Origin of the sequence: Corynebacterium sp. ED61 (genome assembly GCF_015233855.1) — a bacterium.
GTDB lineage: Bacteria > Actinomycetota > Actinomycetes > Mycobacteriales > Mycobacteriaceae > Corynebacterium > Corynebacterium dentalis.
Map to the genome: position 1 here is coordinate 217,168 of NZ_JADGIT010000001.1, position 16,878 is coordinate 234,045.

The following is a 16,878-nucleotide window of genomic DNA, read 5'->3' on the forward strand; positions in this document are numbered from 1 at the left end:
GTTTTAAGCTCGCTTCCTGTGCCCAATAGATTGATTCAACGCATTGGGATCAAAAGGCGCAAGGAGCTTAAGAAGAATTTCCGGAGCTCGAACGGTCCTTTCTAAATCCACCCACTTTCTTCCTTCGTCAGAGACTTCGCATTTACTCAAATCAGCTTGCAGCTCACCCCAAAATTGCGCCAGTTCCTGTGGTTCTTCAGGTGAAACGATTTGCCCAGCATTTAGGTTATGGATGAGTTCAGCAGCTTCACCCTCTACAGCCGCCGTGATATGAATACCGTTGGAAACCAACTCGAAAATCTTTGACGGCACGGCCATATCAAATGATGACCAATCCGTGAGATGTACCAATGCTGTATCTGCCCATTGGTAATAGTCACCGAGCTCATGGCTGGGGAGTTGGTCAATCACTTCGATATCTATTCCTTCCTCCCTCACTCGGTCACGGAGAGCAGTAAACGCTGCACCTGCACCAATGATCTTTAGCTCGATCCTCGTCCCCGACGCAATAGCCAATTGATATGCGTTAACGACATTGTTCAAGTTCTGTGCAAGGCCTACAGTGCCTGCGTAAACCACCCGAAGTGACCTTTCCTCTAGACATCGTGGCTTTCGCTCCTCCGCCTTAGACTTGGGAGGAAACACGTTGTGAATAGTGACAATTGGGTGATGAATTCCTACTTCTCCATGAAGATGTTTCGCATGGCGTTCGGACGTGGTAATAATCGCTGCGGACTTCTTCAGAGAGCGACGAATTAGACGCTCCACCAGCCAGATCACTATCTGCAAAGGCCCTTTAGAGAGAATCTTTTCCCGCATCGATCGGGACCCAACTGCGCGATTCCATCGCCTGTTTTCTTTCAGCAGCTCGGGCCACACATCGCGAATGTCGATGACATACGGAACGCCAATCGCCTTGGAGGTAAGCATGGTGATCCATGACGTAGGCAAAGCCGGCACTGTGCCAATGATGACATCTGGGCGGGGTTCTCCCCTCAGGCGGAACTTTCCAATCGCCATGAGCAGAGTGGCAACTCCAACAAATCCCTGATTAATCGACCGGCCGGTGATTGACGTGCCAAAAGGCAAGTAACTCACGCGATTGATGAACTCACCGTGCGGGCCTTCCTCCAACCGGTTCGCACGGCGGAAGGTATCCGAAATCCAGCTTCGGAGAGACAAAGCTTGCTTGTAGTGAGGAGAAGGGGCGATCACCTCAACCTGATGACCGGCGGAGGTCAGAACCTCAGTAAGCCATGCCCATCGTCGCTGCGGCACACCGTTTTCCGGGTACCAATACTGCGACAAAACGAGAATCCTCATGCTCCTCCTGTCTATGCCAGTTAAGACAGTTTAAGCGAGAGGAGTGAAATTTACTGAGCAACTAGAAAATCCCCCTATCCATTTGGGGGATAATGAACGCCTCTCGTGGGAATTTAATAAATTCCCACTTTACAAGCATCTGCGAAAAACATCTATTCCTAGAATAGAAAGCTAATTTGTGGGGCCAGCGGGGCTCGAACCCGCGACCAGCGGATTATGAGTCCGCGGCTCTAACCGACTGAGCTATAGCCCCCGGCAACCGCACACGCTCTCTTACAAAGTGGCGCGCGATTGGCCTGCGAGAAGTATATCCATCCCGACGTCGCTGGCCGAAACCCGCCTCGCTACTTCCCCCTCTAAGCCCTCCCACCTGCCGATTTGTACCTATCGTTGCGTGGCATATAAAGTATGGTCTCGTTGCAAAGAGAACCTCCCTGTGAGACTCTTTCCCAGCGCTTTCCCCCATAGCTCAGTTGGCAGAGCATTCGACTGTTAATCGAAGGGTCACTGGTTCGAGCCCAGTTGGGGGAGCAACACAAAAACCGCCAGCCGGCATCGGGTGGCGGTTTTGCCTTTTCGCTAGGTCCGCTTCAGCCCTCACTCCTGTTAAGCCTTCCCCCAACCGCGGAAAATCCCCCGAGAACCTCCTCACGGTTACTGTGAGGACTCCCGGGGGATTCTAGGGGGATTTCCCCTGCTGTTATTTATCCATTGGAGGCATAAGCACGGAATCCACCATGTACACCACGGCGTTTTCCAACTGGATGCCACCACAGAGCACGCCTGCTTCATTGACGCGCACGTCTTCCCCCTCCTTGGTAACCGTGAGCTCAGCACCGTTCACAGTGGTGTGGGTGCCCACTGCCTTAGAAGGTGCAGCCTGGCCATCAACCACGTGGTAGGTCAAGATGCTCTTCAGCAGCTCCGGATCCTGCTTTAACTTCTCCACGGTCGCCGCGTCCAGCTTCCCGAAAGCCTCCTCGGTAGGAGCGAAAACCGTCCACTCGCCATCTCGGAGCGTATCGGTCAATTCAACCTCAGGGTTGAGGCCACCGGTCAGAGCTGCAGTCAGGGTCTTCAACTCCGGAATGTTGGCGACAGCTTCCGCAATGTTCTGCTTCTTCAGTTCATCCAACGATGCCGGGCCATCCGGATGCGCCTCCGCGTACGCCTGGCAACCCGGTCCGAAAGGAGCCTCGTCGTTTGCAGCTTCCTCAGAAGTCGCAGTTTCAGAGGTAGCACTCTCGGACATGGACGTCATGGTTTCCGAGGCAGAGGACATCGTTTCTTCTGCGTCATCTGAAGAACATGCGACCAAACTCAGTGACAGGATTGTTGCTCCAGCAAGGCTTGCTGCTTTCAAACCAACACGGTTGCGTTCACGCTTCATGAGAATTACTCCCTATCCTTCTTTGAAGTTCCTACAGCAGCCCGTTGCCGCCGTCATTACATGTTTCGTTGCCAAAGGGACAAAGGTTGGGTCGAGGTGGAAAAATTTTTTCAGCAATCCATAAATCCCCTCGATCTGGTCTTTTACCGGTTCTCACGGCACCCTTTGCTAACGTATGGCAAGGGCATTAACCCGCCACGCAGCATCATCTAGGACATCAATGGACCGCACCGCGCAACCCCTCAGGCCGCCAGAAGAGCTCATTGCGGAGACTTCACTCGGCAAAAGAGACGCATTCTCTGAGCTTTATGACACGTTCTCCTCACTCGTCTTTGGCATCATCCTCAAAGTCACCATGAACCGAGAGATTGCCCAAGAGACTGCACAGGACGTCTGGCTGGAAATCTGGCAAAAAGCTTCCCACTTTGATCACAATCGTGGATCGGTAAAGTCATGGATCGCCCGAATCGCCCACGGCAGGGCCGTTGATGCCGTGAGGAACCATGAGGCGTCCCGGCGCCGGCAGGAAACATTCGGAAATAAAGAAGCCGCAACGGTTGCCCCACCCGTCACGGAAGGTGTAGAACGTCAAGAGGAAAACACCGAGGTATCCCTATGCCTTGATGCTTTGACAGAACTACAACGCGAAAGCTTATTCCTCGCCTATTATTCTGGACTTACTCAAAAGGAGATCGCCCAGCGCACGGGTGCTGGGCTCTCCGCGGTGAAAACGCGCATTCGTGATGGAATGCTGGCCCTCAGGAGGTGCATGTCAGCGTGAGCAACAGCCGACCAAACCCATCTGCGGACAATGACGCTGACCTCAACACGTGGGCCGCACTCACTGCGCTGCATGCCGTAGATCCAGAAGATCTTGCCATCGTTCATCGTCTACGCAACACCCACCCAGACTTCGATGTCTTGGTTGCCCAGCATGAGAAAACGGCCGGCGATCTGGCGCAGAATGTGGCCGAACCTGCACCAGCGGAACTGAAAACCGCTATTTTCTCCCAGTTGGATGACCACGAACAATCCCAACCGGTATCAGTGACACCGCTCAGAGCCCGAAGCAAAGCCAAGCCTGTGGCAGGCGCGGCGCACAACCGGCCTTCGGCATCGGTTGTCACAGCATTATTCGGAGTGGCTGCCGCCTCGGTCCTCCTGATTGCGGGTGCATTCGCATGGCAAACAAATCTCTGGCCTTCCAAGGACAAGGCTCAAACCGAATCCACCATCACCGAAGTCAATGTGGCAGGCGGCGAAATCTCTCTCGAACGAGCAACCGACACGGATAGCGGCATTGTGCGGTTAGAGAATATACCCGCCCCAGAACCAGGTAGCGCATACCAAATGTGGCTGGTAGGGGAAAACAGTTCCACATCTGCAGGAGTGATGGAACGCAGTGACATCAAACCGCATATGGAAGCCACAGTGGACGGATTACAGCAAGCGGACAGGCTCATGATCTCCGTGGAACCCTCAGGCGGTTCCGCAACCCCATCGGATAACCAGGTGGCCAGCTTCTCGCTGGCACAGGAGTAAACACACCCCGATAAGAAGTTCGGCGGGGTCAAGTTACACACGGTAACGTCACCTCGCATGGAATCCTCCCACAGCGATGAAGCGCAGCCATCCTCCGCACAGCCCGCGTTAGCTCGTCGTCTCGGCACCTTTGATGCTGTTGTCATCGGTCTGGGATCAATGATCGGCGCTGGTGTGTTCGTTGCCTTTGCACCCGCAGCAGCTGCGGCGGGCAGTTTGCTGTTCGTGGCATTGGGGCTGGCTGCTTGCGTCGCATATTGCAACGCCACATCAACCGCACGCCTCGCCGCCGTCTACCCAGCCAGCGGCGGCACCTACGTCTACGGAACCAGGCAACTCGGCCGGCTGTGGGGCTACCTCGCGGGATGGTCATTCATCACGGGCAAAACCGCATCCTGCGCGGCCATGGCGCTGGCGGTGGCCCACTACCTCATCCCCATCTTCTTCCCCTTCACTCACGGAAACTACACAGGGCTCGTTGCCGCGCTGGTGGTAGTAGCCATCACCGCACTGAACCTGTGGGGAATCCAGAAGTCCGCGCTGGCCACTCGCTTGATCGTGGCGTTTGTTCTGGTCTCGCTGGTCGTAGTGTTGGCCGTTGCGTGGTTCACGAAGGGCCAATACAGCGACGGATGGACCATGTACGTTCCCCTGAACGAGGCCGCAGCGGCGAATTTGAGCCCTGCTGGAGCCCGTGGCGTTTCCGGTAACACCGTCCCCCAAGATCCCGGCATATACGGCGTGCTGCAAGCTGCCGGATTGCTATTTTTCGCCTTCGCGGGATACGCACGCATCGCCACACTGGGTGAGGAGGTGAAGAATCCGGTGCGGACCATCCCGAGAGCGATCCCTATCGCCTTGGGCATCACATTGCTGGTTTACGGTGCGGTGGCGTTCATGCTGAACCGGATGCTCGGAATGAGCGGACTGGCGAAATCCGATCAACCTCTGCGCGAGCTAGCCTTTGCCACCGATGTGCACTGGCTCATGACGCTGGTGAGCATCACGGCGGTGGTCGCGGCCACAGGTAGTCTTCTGACGATGATCCTGGGGGTTTCACGAACCGGCCTGGCAATGGCTCGGGATGGTCACCTGCCTCACCAGCTGGCTGCGGTCGATCCCAAGCGACACGTCCCCCGCACCATGGAGCTGACCGTGGCCATGGTGGTTATCGCGGCCGTGCTGTTCACAGACCTGGTGACGGTGATTGGCTTCTCCAGCTTCGGCGTTCTGCTGTACTACTCCATCGCCAATATCAGCGCGATGACGCTCACCAAGGAGCAACAGCGGCCATTCCTGCTGGTACCCATCGTGGGCCTGATCGGCTGTCTCGCGCTGGCCGTGAGCGTGCCGTGGCAGTCGCTGGTGGCGGGCCTGGTAGTAACGCTGGTGGGGCTGGCAGTCTACGGCGTTAGAAAAATTTTTCGGACCTAGTGAGTGCAGTCTCACTTCGAGCGGGAAAATTGCCGCCAAAGACGTGAATACCCGCCTCGAATAAGAATTCGAGGCGGGTATTCACGGAGCACAGATTGTGAATGTTGCTCGGCTCACGGAATTCGCTTGCCGGAGCAGCTTGCATCAAATCTACTCTCGCTTTTCACTGCTATTAGCGAGGGAGGCTAGCCACCAGTGGACGTGCATCTAGCGGAACGTGTACTGCGTTCTGCCCAGCTGGGTACAACACGCATCCGGTCAATGTTTGGAAGTCACCTGCGAAACCCCAAGTGCCTTCGCACTCTGTTGGGGTGTCACCAGTAACTCGGACAGTAGAGTTAGGTCCGGCAATAGCGATAGCTAGGCCGGGCTTGACTCCCCATGCCTCAGAATGAGCGTTGTCGCCAACGGCGATAGCTGCTGGTCCGGAGAAGTTCTTAGCGTCGGCAACGGCGGTACCGCCGTTGGCGGTAACAGCCAGCGCAATAGCGTTAGTCGCCTGCGCGCTGGCCTCACCGTTGGCAGCGATCTGCTGTGGTAACGCTCCAGCAATATCTACGCCATTCACGCTGGGTTGTGGGATGGGTGAAAGTGCAGGAGCAGCACTGGCGGTCCCCATTCCAAGCAGGGAAGCGGCAGAAAGAGCGAAGAGCCCTGCGGCGATTCGGGAAGAACGAAGAACTTTAGACATTGAGGTCAATCCTTTCAGAGTGAAAAGCTGCTGGGCCCTCCACTTGGGTGTAATGAGCGCCGGCAAGGACATCTTCCGGCTTCACGGTTAGTTCGGAGCAAGCCACTGGAAGGTTGGGGCGTAGATCGCTGGCACCCCCGTTGAGGGGAGGATCCCCTACCAAGACCTTCAACCCCAACCTGCCTGCCGAACGCTCCCGCCTAAAACCCCTACTTCACCAGCCGAGCGATAGCCGCAGACGCCTCCGCCAGCTTCACCTCAGCCTCTTCTCCCCCGGCCTGCGCCGCGTTCAACACGCAGTGCTGCATGTGATCATCCAACAACGCCAAGCTCACGCCCTTGAGCGCGGACTGCAACGCCGAAACCTGCGTGAGGATATCGATGCAGTACTGCTCCTCCTCCACCATCCGGTGCAGCCCCCGCACCTGCCCCTCGATCCGCTTCAAGCGCGCGAGGTAACGCTGCTTATCGGAGAGGTAACCGTGGTGGGAGCAGCTGCAATCTTCGGCGTGCGCGTCACTCATCACTTAAATCCCTTCAATCGAAGGCTATTGCTCACCACAAACACGCTGGACAGTGCCATCGCAGCACCCGCCAACATCGGGTTGAGCAGTCCGAACGCCGCCAGCGGAATCGCCGCCACGTTATACGCAAACGCCCAGAACAGGTTGCCCTTGATGGTACCCAGAGTCTTGCGGGACAACCGGATCGCATCCACTACAGCCGCCACATCGCTGCGCATCAACGTGATATCCGCGGCCTGAATTGCCGCATCCGTGCCGGTTCCCATCGCCATGCCCAGGTCGGATTGCGCCAGCGCTGCGGCGTCGTTGACACCGTCGCCCACCATCGCCACCACGCGGCCTTCCTGTTGCAGCCGCTTGACCGTGGTGACCTTATCTTCCGGCATCACTCCGGCGATTATTTTTTCGACGCCAACCTCCGCGCCCACAACCTTTGCCACCTGCTCGGAATCTCCGGTCAGCAGCACGGGTTCCAGGCCCATGTCCTTCAGCTGCGCGATCGCCTGCACACTGGATGGCTTCAACGAGTCCGAGACCACCAGCACTCCAGCCAAGTCACCCTCAATGATCACCGGCACGCGCGTGCCCATGGCGTCTCCATCCAGTAGCTCTTCAACCCGCTCGGACTCCACAAAGCCGCGGCCCACCTGCACCAACTGACCATCGACACGCGCTTGCACTCCCCGGCCAGCGATGTTCTCGAAATCGCTAACCTTCGCGCCAGAGAAGTTCCGTGCCTCCTTGTGCTCGGAATCCTGCGCGGCGGCCACTACCGCCTGGCCAATGGGGTGCTCGGAGTTGTGCTCCACTGCCGCGGCCACGCGCAACAGCTCGGCCTGCTTATCCGCTGCAACCGCACCTTCGCCAGCTACGCGAATAGCAGAGACGCTCATCTTGCCCTCGGTTACCGTGCCGGTCTTATCCAGCACCACGGTGTCCACACCACGAGCAGATTCCAGCACCTCGGGGCCGTGAATCAAGATACCCAGCTGGGCTCCGCGGCCGGTGCCCACGAGGAGCGCTGTTGGCGTCGCCAAACCAAGGGCGCACGGGCACGCGATGATCAGCACCGCAACCGCACTGCTGAACGCCAAGGACACATCGCCCGTGGCCACCAACCAAGCCACCACGGTCAAGATCGCCAGACCAATGACCACCGGCACAAACACCCCGGAGATGCGATCCGCCAGGCGCTGCACTTCAGCCTTGCCGGACTGCGCGTCCTCCACCAACCGAGCCATCTGCGCCAGCTGCGTGTCCTGCCCCACCCGGGTGGCGCGCACCACCAGGCGGCCGGAGGAGTTCACCGTCGCACCGGTCACCTCATCGCCGGGGCTGACCTCCACGGGCACGGACTCGCCAGTGAGCATCGATTCGTCCACCGCCGAGTTGCCCTCAACAACCTCGCCGTCCGTAGCGATCTTCTCGCCCGGTCGGACGACGAAAACCTGCCCCTCTTGCAGCTGATCCACATCAATCCGCTGCTCGGTACTGTCCTCGGTGAGCACGGTGACCTGCTTCGCGCCCATGCTGGTCAGCGCCCGCAGGGCCTCGCCCGCGCGCTTCTTCGAACGCTTCTCAAAGTAGCGCCCGGCCAGCACAAACAAGATCACGCCCGCAGCGACCTCCAGGTAGATCTGGCCCAGCGGATGAGAGTGCTCCGGGAAGAGCGACCAGCTGTGCGTCATGCCCGGCTCACCGGCGCTGCCGAAGAACAGCGCCACCAACGACCACGCGAACGCCGCCATAGTGCCCACCGTGATGAGCGTGTCCATAGTGGTGCTGCCGTGCTTGAGGTTGGTCCACGTGGCCTTGTGGAACGGCCAACCGGCCCACAGGATCACCGGTGCCGCAAGGGTCAGCGAAAGCCACTGCCAGTTGGTGAACTGCAGCGGCGGAATCATCGCCAGCAGGATCACCGGGATCGCGAGGATAGCGGCGCCGATGAGGCGCTGGCGCAACGATGTCAGCTCCTGCTGCTGGGCCAGCTCCTGGCGGGAGGGCTGGTTGTGCTGTTGAGTGGTGGTGTTACCGGGCTGCTGGCTGGACGGCTGCGGGCTGGCGGTCTGGCTGGACGGCTGACCCGCAGGCGATTGTGAGCTGCTGGTGTGGGAGGAGGTTGGCGTCGAGCTGGAAGAAGAGGACGCGGCGACCGCCGACTCGGTGCTACCTGACTTACCCGCGGCGCCTGCGCTGTCCACCGAGTCAGCGCTACCCGCATTGCTTCCGCTAGTCCCGTGGCGCTGCAGCGGATCGTTCCAAAACGCCTGGTAGCCCAGCTTCTCCACCACGTCGATGAAGGGCTGCGGTTCCAGCGAGCCGTGGCTATCGTCGCTCTGCTCGGCGTCGATGTGCGCCTTTTCCGTCGCATAGTTCACGGACGCGGTGACGCCGTCCATTTTGTTGAGCTTGCGCTCGATGCGGTTGGCACATGAGGCGCACGTCATGCCCGTGATGTCCAGATCTAAGGTTGCCATGACCTCAACTATACCCCTAGGGGGTATAAATATCTAGGGGTGGCCAGCCTAGGTGACTCCCGCAGGCCTTGCGGGATTCTCGCGAGACCCGGGTAACCCACGCAGTGCTCTCGCGAGACTCTGCCGGGCGGCCAAAAATGACTGACCATGTTTTCCTACTATTCCTTGAAAACGCTCCACCTGTTTTCCCAGGACAATGTGACGCATGTGAACGGCACCGGCAAGAAATAGTAGGAAAGCCTGAAACTCACTCCATTCACTCCGCCACCCAGCCACTCCGCCAGCCAGCCACTCACCGGCCAGCAGACTGAAGGCCACCATAGTTCTGTACCAAAACTCTAAACGGCCCTCACGTTTCCCCAGGACAATGTGACGCATGTGGCGCGCCCCATCAAGAATTGGTACAGGAGTATGAAGCTCGGCCCCACGCGAACCTCAAAAACCACACGAGCCCCAAAGAGCGCGCCAGAAGTATGAAGCTCACGAACCGCTCGTCCCCCCCAGCTTACGAACCGGCCCCCAACACCAGCGAACCCAGCAGAACCCCTACTCTCCGCGCCGGATCCACTCCTCCAAGTGCGGCGCCTCAGCACCGATGGACGTCGCATCGCCGTGACCGGTGTACACCTCAGTCTCGCCCGGCAGCGTCAGCAGGCTGGTGCGGATCGAGTCGATGATCGTGTCGAAGTCGCTGAAACTCCGCCCTGTCGCACCCGGCCCGCCCGCGAACAACGTATCGCCGGAGAACAGCACCTTCGCCTCCGGCAAGTAGAACGCGCACGAGCCCGGCGAATGCCCCGGCGTGTTCATAATCTGCAGGTCAGTGCCCGCAATATGGAAATCTTCGCCGTCCTTGAGGTGGAACGGCTCCACGTTGGGGTGCGTTTCGTTCCACAACATCATGTCGCCGGGGTGCACGAAGATGTGCGTGTCCAATTCCTTCGCCAGCTCCGGCGCCACCGTGATGTGGTCATTGTGCGCATGCGAGCACAGCACGCCCAGCACGTTGCGGTTGCCCACCGCGTCGATGATCGGCGCGGCGTCGTGGGCAGCGTCGATGATCACGCATTCGTCGTCATTGCCCACCACCCAGATGTTGTTGTCCACGTCCCATTCGCCACCGTCCAGCGCGAACACGCCGCTGGTGACCACGCGGTCGATCCGCAGGCCCGTCTCGGACATTGTCTTCATGTTTTCCATGTTGTTCCTCTTCTTTTCTTTCCGACGCCACACTCGCCCCCGCACCCGCGGAAGGCCGGTTTACTTGCTGAATTCCACCACGCTGCGCAGGACTTCTCCCTTTTCCATCTCCTCCATGGCCTGCTGCACCTCGCCCAGCTGCACGCGGTTATCCACGAACTTGTCCAGTGGGAAGCGACCTTGTTGGAACAGGTCCACGTACATGGGGAAGTCGCGCTCGGGCAGGCAGTCGCCGTACCAGGAGGATTTCAGGGATCCGCCGCGGCCGAATACGTCCAGGAAGGGCAGCTCGAGGGTCATGTCCGGGGTGGGCACGCCCACGAGCACAACGCGGCCCGCGAGGTCGCGGATGTAGAACGCCTGGCGGTAGGTCTTAGGCTGACCCACGGACTCAATGGCAACGTCCACGCCGAACCCACCGGTGAGTTCCTGAACCTTCTCCGTCAACTCGTCATCGCTTAAGTCCTTGGAGTTGATGGTGTGGGTGGCACCGAATTCATTCTTGGCGCGCTCGAGCTTGGCGTCGGAAATATCAATGGCGATCACGGTAGTGGCACCGGCCAAACGGGCGCCGGCGATTGCGGCCATGCCCACGCCACCCACGCCGATGACGGCGACGGACTCGCCGCGCTGCACCTCGCCGGTGTTCACGGCCGCACCCAGTCCGGCCATCACGCCGCAGCCCAGCAGGCCTGCCATGGCAGGATCAGCATCCGGATCCACCTTGGTGCACTGACCCTCGTGGACCAGCGTCTTTTCCACGAACGCGCCGATGCCCAGCGCGGCCTCCAGCTCGGTGCCGTCCTCCAGGGTCATGACCTTGGAGGCGTTGTGGGTATCGAAGCAGTACTTCGGCTGGCCCTTCTTGCAGGCACGGCACTCGCCGCACACCGCGCGCCAGTTCAGCACCACGTAATCGCCGACCTCCACGTGGGTGACGTCCTCGCCCACGGTCTCCACGATTCCGGCGGCCTCGTGGCCCAGAAGGAATGGGTAGTTATCGGAGATGCCGCCGTCACGGTAGGCCATATCGGTGTGGCATACGCCGCAGGCCTGGATCTTGACCACTACGTCATTGGCGCCGGGATCAGGGATGACGATATCGGTGAGCTCCACTGGCTCGCCCTTGGTCCGCGCGATGATGCCTTGCACTGTCTGAGTCATGAGAGTCTTAAGCCTCCTGCTTGTCTGTGTACTCACGGGTACACACGGTGTATCACGTCTCCCCCATGCTTACACGCTTTTCCGGAGCCGCTCAGAAGCCCGTCACGTATGCTGGCAAACATTGTTCGGCCAACAGTTCACTTAAAGGAGCAGCAATGATTCAGTTAGTCGTCGGAGCAGCCGCCGGGTACCTGCTGGGCACCAAGGCTGGTCGCCGTCGCTACGAGCAGATCCGTCGCGGCTACGAGACCGCAGTGAACTCAGAAATCACCCGCAAGGCAGTTCACGCGGGCCGCAAGGCGGTGGCCAACCGCTTGGACCCGGATCCGCGGATGCACGAGATCCGAGACCTTAACCGCGCCACCCGCCAGGGCCTGGACGAGGGTGTGACCATCGTGGAGTCCGATTACGACCACCCCAATGACCGCATCACGCCGAAAGGCAATGCGAAGGACAGCGCGAAGAACAAGCGCCCCCGAAAGCGCTAGGTCAGCAAGCGCTAGGTCCGCTCGTGTCTCGCGCGCCCGGCTAGCGTGCGACAAGCTAAACGCTAGTCCGTGAACTCTCCATACGCCGCCGCGCGCTCCTGCAGCGATCGGCGGTATTTTTCTAGCGCCATCAGGTCCGCAAACACCCCGCGGAACTCCGCTTCCTGTAGGTCACCGCGCATGCGCTGCATTCGGGACTTCATGTCCGCGATCTCGTTGCCTACCCATCGCTCCTGCATGTAAGCCATGATCGCGTCCGCGTAATACGGCAGGCGCTTGGTCTCGCACTGCACGTCATCCACCGCCAGCTCGCTGACCACGGCACGGCCCATCGCATCCGGCACGTGCGAGGCCACCAGGTCAATCCACTCCGCGCCGCCCGAGCTCTGCGCCGCGCCACCTGCCTCCGCGATACCGCGCGCGATCGCCACATACGTGGGGTGGCCGAAGCTCTCCGGTGGCATCAGGTCAAAGATCGTGCCCGCCAGCTGTGGTTCTTGCAGCGCCAGCTTGAGCACCTCACGCGGGGCCCGCAGCAGGTCATTGTTCGGATCCGGCCGGTCCATTCCCTCCACGGCCCGCAGCCGGGGTGCGGCGTGTTGTGGGTTGCCCTGGATGTGGTCCGACGCCACGCCCGGGCCACCGTACTCAGCTTCCTGTTGCGGTTCACTGTCCTGCTGGGCGGCGCGCTCCCGGCGCGCAGCGCCCTGCTTCAGCTCCAAGTGCGGCTTGGCGCTCTGCCCCTCCCGGGCTGCGCGCCGCACTTGATCCAGCAGCTCGTCCGGGTCTGGCCAGCTGATCCATCCCGAGGCTTGGCGCGCGTACTCATCGCGCATCGCTTCGTCTCGAATACCAGCAAGAACAGGGACGATGCGCCGCATCGCGTGTACTCGCCCGTCAATACTTGCCGTGTCGTATTCGGCCGCCAGTGTCCGGATCACGAATTCAAACATCGGGATCCGCGAGGCCACAAGTTCCCGCACCGCCGCGTCGCCGCGCTCTATCCGGACATCACACGGGTCCTGGCCGCCCGGCGCGACCGTGACGTAGCTATGGCCAGCAAACTGCTGATCACCTTCGAAGGCGCGCATGGCGGCCTTTTGTCCTGCTTCGTCGCCGTCGAAGGTGTAGATAATCTCCCCACGGAAGAATTTATCGTCCAGCATGAACCGTCGGAGCATCTGCAGGTGCTCGCCACCGAAGGCAGTTCCACACGCAGCCACTGCGGTGGTCACACCTGCGGCGTGCATGGCCATGACGTCCGTATAGCCCTCCACCACCACAGCTTGGTGAGAGGCGGCAATGTGCTTCTTGGCATGGTCGATTCCGAAGAGCACCTTGGACTTTTTGTACAGCAGGGTCTCGGGGGTGTTGATGTATTTGCCGAGCTTGTCGTCGTCGAACAACTTGCGCGCACCGAACCCGATGACGTCGCCGGCCACGTTCTTGATGGGCCACAGCAAACGGCGGTGGAAACGGTCGATGGGACCCTTTTGCCCCATGCGAGACAAACCCGCGGCCTCCAGCTCTTTGAAGTTGAAGCCTTGACGCTGCAGGGCTTTGGTCAGGGTGTCCCAGCCCGCGGGGGCGAATCCGCAGCCAAACTGCTGCGCCTGCTCCGAGGTGAATCCGCGATCCGTGAGGAACGCGCGGGCCACGTCTGCGCCTTGAATATCGCTGGTGAACTGCTGCTGGTAGAACTCGCAGGCGGCCTTGTTGGCGGCCACCAGGCGCTGGCGCGTGCCCGGCTCCTCGCGCTTGGCTGGCCCGCCGCCCTCGTAATTGATGCGGTAACCAATGCGCTCGGCGCACTGCTCTACGGCCTCAGGGAAGGTCACATGCTCCATCTTCATCAAGAAGCTGAACACGTCCCCGCCCTCGCCGGTAGAGAAGCAGTGGAAGTAGCCCTTGTTCGGGCGAACGTGGAAGGACGGTGTCTTCTCATCCTTGAACGGACTCAAACCCTTAAGGGAATCCACTCCACCGGGTTTGAGCTGGACATACTCGCCCACCACCTCTTCGATGGGAGTCCTCTCCCGAATCGCAGCGATGTCCCCCTCGGGGATCCGACCCTTAGCCATAGGAACATGCTAGCGCAGGGTGCAAAATCGGCATCTGCACCGGAACGGTCGCTGTAGTGATCACCCATAAGGTCGCTGCAATAGTCACCGTCCGGTCGTCATGGCGGTCGTTGCCCGGTCGCTGTGGTAACCACCGCAGCCTCACCCTCAATCCAGCACACTGCCGTAGGATTTTCCAAAATGCATTAGTTCGCAGGTAATTGTTTTAAGGTCAGAGCTATGACTCACTATGACGTTCTGATCATCGGATCCGGCTTCGGCGGATCTGTCTCTGCACTGCGACTGACGGAAAAAGGCTACAAGGTAGGAGTTCTGGAAGCTGGACGACGCTTCGAGGACAAGGACTTCGCCAAGAACTCTTGGCATCTCAAGGACTTCCTGTGGGCGCCACAGATCGGCTGCTTCGGCATCCAGCGCATCCACCTGCTCAATAACGTCATGATCCTCGCCGGCGCTGGCGTGGGTGGCGGTTCCCTGAACTACGCCAACACGCTGTACAAGCCCAGCGATTTCTACTTCAAGGACCGCCAGTGGTCCGATATCACCGACTGGGAAGAGGAACTCACCCCGTACTACGAGCAGGCCCAGAAGATGCTCGGTGTGGTGGAGAACCCCACCATGACCAACGCGGACAAGATATCCAAGCGCGTGGCGGAGGATATGGGCGTGGGCGATACGTTCCGTATGGCGCCCGTGGGTGTTTTCTTCGGCGAGAAGGTGGGCTTAGAGGGCAAGCCTCGCGAGACCGTGTCTGACCCCTACTTCGGTGGCGTGGGCCCAGACCGCACCGCCTGCCACGAATGTGGCGAATGTATGACGGGTTGCCGCCACAACGCGAAGAACACCCTGCTGAAGAACTACCTCTACCTCGCCGAGCAGGCCGGTACCGAGGTGCATGACCTCAGCACCGTGATTTCCATCAAGAAGAACGGCGAGACCTGGGAAGTCGAGACCACTCCTACCGATAACGCCGCGTCCAGCCTGTTCAAGCGCCTGCGCGGTAAGAAGCACTCTGGCAACAAGACCTACACTGCGGACTACGTCATCATGGCCGCTGGCACCTGGGGTACCCAGACCCTGCTGCACCGCCAGAAGGACAAGGGCAACCTGCCTAACCTGCCGGATTCCCTGGGCAAGTTGACCCGCACCAATTCTGAGGCACTCCTGGGTGCTCAGCGGGGCACCTTTGATCCGAACGTGGATTACTCCGAGGGCGTGGCCATCACCTCTTCCTATTACCCGGCGCCAGATACGCACATCGAGCCCGTTCGTTACGGCAAGGGTTCGAATGCCATGGCTCTGCTGCAAACCCTGATGACGGACGGCGATAAGCTGCAGCCACGTGCCCTGGAATTCCTCAAGCAGGTCTTCATTCAGTGGCGGAACATCCCTCGCCTGGTGAAGCTGAACAACTGGTCTCAGCGCACCGTGATCAACTTGGTAATGCAGACCCGCGATAACTCGCTGACCACCTTTGTGAAGAAGGTCGGCCCGTTCTTGCTGCTGCGCTCCCGCCAGGGCATGGGCGATCCGAACCCGAACTGGATCCCTGAAGGCAACGAGGCAACCCGTCGTCTGGCCAACCTGATGCACAAGGGCCTGGCCGGTGGCGTGTGGTCTGAGGTCTTCAACATCCCACTGACCGCTCACTTCCTGGGTGGCGCCCCAATCGGCTCCAATCCAGAAAAGGGTGTGGTGGATGGATACAACCGCGTGTGGGGCTACCCCACCATGTTCGTCACCGATGGCGCATCCATCGCGGCGAACCCGGGCGTGAACCCGTCCCTATCCATCACCGCCGGTGCAGAACGCGCCGCTGCGATGTGGCCAAACAAGGGCGAAGAGGATCCTCGTCCCGCTCAGTCCGAGGGCTACACCCGCATCACCCCAGTGGAGCCAAAGAACCCAGTGGTTCCGGCCTCCGCACCGGCAGCACTGCGCCTGCCCCTGACCCCGATCAATCGAAGCACCGATAACTCGGACTCGATTGAGCAATCTGTCGACCAAAAGGGATAGTCCAGAGCATCACTCGGCTCCGGATTCTCGAATGACGGGGCTCATGGTTGAATGAGTCCCATGAATTCGAAGAACCTCAAGCGCCTCACCCCTCTTGCCATCGCGGCACTCGCCGCCACCGGTTGGATCGGTTCGCAGGCGGTTGACGGTTCTTCGGATAACTCCAACCGCTCGTCCCAGCAACAGGACCAGGGCGGAAATGACGAGGTTGGCGTCGGAAAAGAAAGCTGCACCTACGATTCCTTGCCGGTCGAAGCGCAGGACCAGATCGAGGACATCCTCGTGGGCGCCGAACCCGATGACGGCGCCGCGGATGGCAAGCACTTCGGCAACTACGAAGGCCTGCTGCCCAAGGAAAAATCCAGCTACTACCGCGAATACACGGTGAAAACGCCCGGCATGAACCACCGCGGTGAGCGCCGTCTGGTGTTGGGCGGCGGCTCGAAAACGGATCCGGATGTGTGGTACTACACCAGCGATCACTTCGAAAGTTTTTGTTCTATCCCCGACGCCGAGGGCTAGACCTCCCGCACTCCCCGCCTCGTCGG

The 16,878-nt window shown here is 59.8% G+C and carries 14 protein-coding genes and 2 tRNA genes; 7 read left to right on the forward strand and 9 right to left on the reverse strand.

The window, feature by feature from the left end; translation table 11 throughout:
- Window positions 1–3 precede the first annotated feature (3 nt).
- Both IM764_RS00960 and IM764_RS00965 read right to left on the reverse strand, forming a co-directional pair.
- Complete coding sequence (locus IM764_RS00960; protein ID WP_194186572.1) at window positions 4–1,323, reverse strand: glycosyltransferase family 4 protein; 1,320 nt, start codon at window positions 1,321–1,323, stop codon at window positions 4–6.
- A gap of 179 nt (window positions 1,324–1,502) precedes the next feature.
- Window positions 1,503–1,576, reverse strand: a tRNA-Ile gene (locus tag IM764_RS00965).
- A gap of 205 nt (window positions 1,577–1,781) precedes the next feature.
- Here IM764_RS00965 and IM764_RS00970 point away from each other — a divergent pair.
- Window positions 1,782–1,854 (forward strand) — tRNA-Asn (locus IM764_RS00970).
- Between the two features lie 169 nt (window positions 1,855–2,023).
- Here the strand turns inward: IM764_RS00970 and IM764_RS00975 are convergent.
- Entirely contained in the window at window positions 2,024–2,713 is a 690-nt protein-coding gene (locus tag IM764_RS00975; RefSeq protein WP_194186573.1) for a fasciclin domain-containing protein, read from the reverse strand.
- A 220-nt stretch (window positions 2,714–2,933) separates the two neighbouring features.
- Here IM764_RS00975 and IM764_RS00980 point away from each other — a divergent pair, with 220 nt between their 5' ends.
- Genes IM764_RS00980 through IM764_RS00990 form a run of 3 tightly spaced genes read left to right on the forward strand, consistent with a single transcriptional unit; the run spans window position 2,934 to window position 5,689 of the window.
- Window positions 2,934–3,494, forward strand: a complete 561-nt coding sequence (locus IM764_RS00980; protein ID WP_194186574.1) for a sigma-70 family RNA polymerase sigma factor — start codon at window positions 2,934–2,936, stop codon at window positions 3,492–3,494.
- A complete protein-coding gene (locus IM764_RS00985) occupies window positions 3,491–4,255 on the forward strand; it encodes an anti-sigma factor (protein WP_194186575.1) in 765 nt (254 codons plus the stop codon). Before IM764_RS00980 ends, IM764_RS00985 begins: the two co-directional genes overlap by 4 nt.
- Window positions 4,256–4,312: 57 nt before the next feature.
- A complete protein-coding gene (locus IM764_RS00990; RefSeq protein WP_194186576.1) occupies window positions 4,313–5,689 on the forward strand; it encodes an APC family permease in 1,377 nt (458 codons plus the stop codon).
- A 172-nt stretch (window positions 5,690–5,861) separates the two neighbouring features.
- Here the strand turns inward: IM764_RS00990 and IM764_RS00995 are convergent, their stop codons facing one another.
- The 5 genes from IM764_RS00995 to IM764_RS01015 form a co-directional block, all read right to left on the reverse strand.
- Window positions 5,862–6,380, reverse strand: coding sequence for a DUF6764 family protein (locus IM764_RS00995; protein WP_194186577.1), 519 nt, complete (start codon window positions 6,378–6,380; stop codon window positions 5,862–5,864).
- Between the two features lie 209 nt (window positions 6,381–6,589).
- A complete protein-coding gene (locus IM764_RS01000) occupies window positions 6,590–6,904 on the reverse strand; it encodes a metal-sensitive transcriptional regulator (RefSeq protein ID WP_194186578.1) in 315 nt (104 codons plus the stop codon).
- Window positions 6,904–9,381 carry a cation-translocating P-type ATPase gene (locus IM764_RS01005; RefSeq protein ID WP_228073190.1) on the reverse strand — a complete coding sequence of 826 codons (2,478 nt, stop codon included), beginning with the start codon at window positions 9,379–9,381 and terminating at the stop codon, window positions 6,904–6,906. The genes IM764_RS01000 and IM764_RS01005 overlap by 1 nt, the downstream gene beginning before the upstream one ends.
- A 546-nt stretch (window positions 9,382–9,927) precedes the next feature.
- On the reverse strand, window positions 9,928–10,563 hold the full coding sequence (locus IM764_RS01010) for an MBL fold metallo-hydrolase (protein ID WP_099299075.1): 636 nt from the start codon (window positions 10,561–10,563) through the stop codon (window positions 9,928–9,930).
- 78 nt (window positions 10,564–10,641) lie between these two features.
- Window positions 10,642–11,745 (reverse strand): S-(hydroxymethyl)mycothiol dehydrogenase, encoded by a 1,104-nt coding sequence (locus tag IM764_RS01015; protein WP_194186579.1) that lies wholly within the window; start codon window positions 11,743–11,745, stop codon window positions 10,642–10,644.
- 155 nt (window positions 11,746–11,900) lie between these two features.
- Between IM764_RS01015 and IM764_RS01020 the strand changes: the two genes are divergently transcribed.
- Window positions 11,901–12,233 carry a hypothetical protein gene (locus tag IM764_RS01020; protein WP_194186580.1) on the forward strand — a complete coding sequence of 111 codons (333 nt, stop codon included), beginning with the start codon at window positions 11,901–11,903 and terminating at the stop codon, window positions 12,231–12,233.
- A gap of 62 nt (window positions 12,234–12,295) precedes the next feature.
- On the opposite strand, the gene dnaG is transcribed toward IM764_RS01020, so the two are convergent.
- Window positions 12,296–14,314 carry a DNA primase gene (gene dnaG, locus IM764_RS01025; protein ID WP_194186581.1) on the reverse strand — a complete coding sequence of 673 codons (2,019 nt, stop codon included), beginning with the start codon at window positions 14,312–14,314 and terminating at the stop codon, window positions 12,296–12,298.
- Between the two features lie 219 nt (window positions 14,315–14,533).
- Between dnaG and IM764_RS01030 the strand changes: the two genes are divergently transcribed.
- Together IM764_RS01030 and IM764_RS01035 are read left to right on the forward strand one after the other, a co-directional pair.
- Entirely contained in the window at window positions 14,534–16,330 is a 1,797-nt protein-coding gene (locus IM764_RS01030) for a GMC oxidoreductase (protein WP_194186582.1), read from the forward strand.
- Between the two features lie 60 nt (window positions 16,331–16,390).
- Window positions 16,391–16,852: a ribonuclease domain-containing protein gene (locus IM764_RS01035; protein ID WP_228073191.1), complete on the forward strand. Its 462-nt coding sequence runs from the start codon at window positions 16,391–16,393 to the stop codon at window positions 16,850–16,852.
- Window positions 16,853–16,878 lie beyond the last annotated feature (26 nt).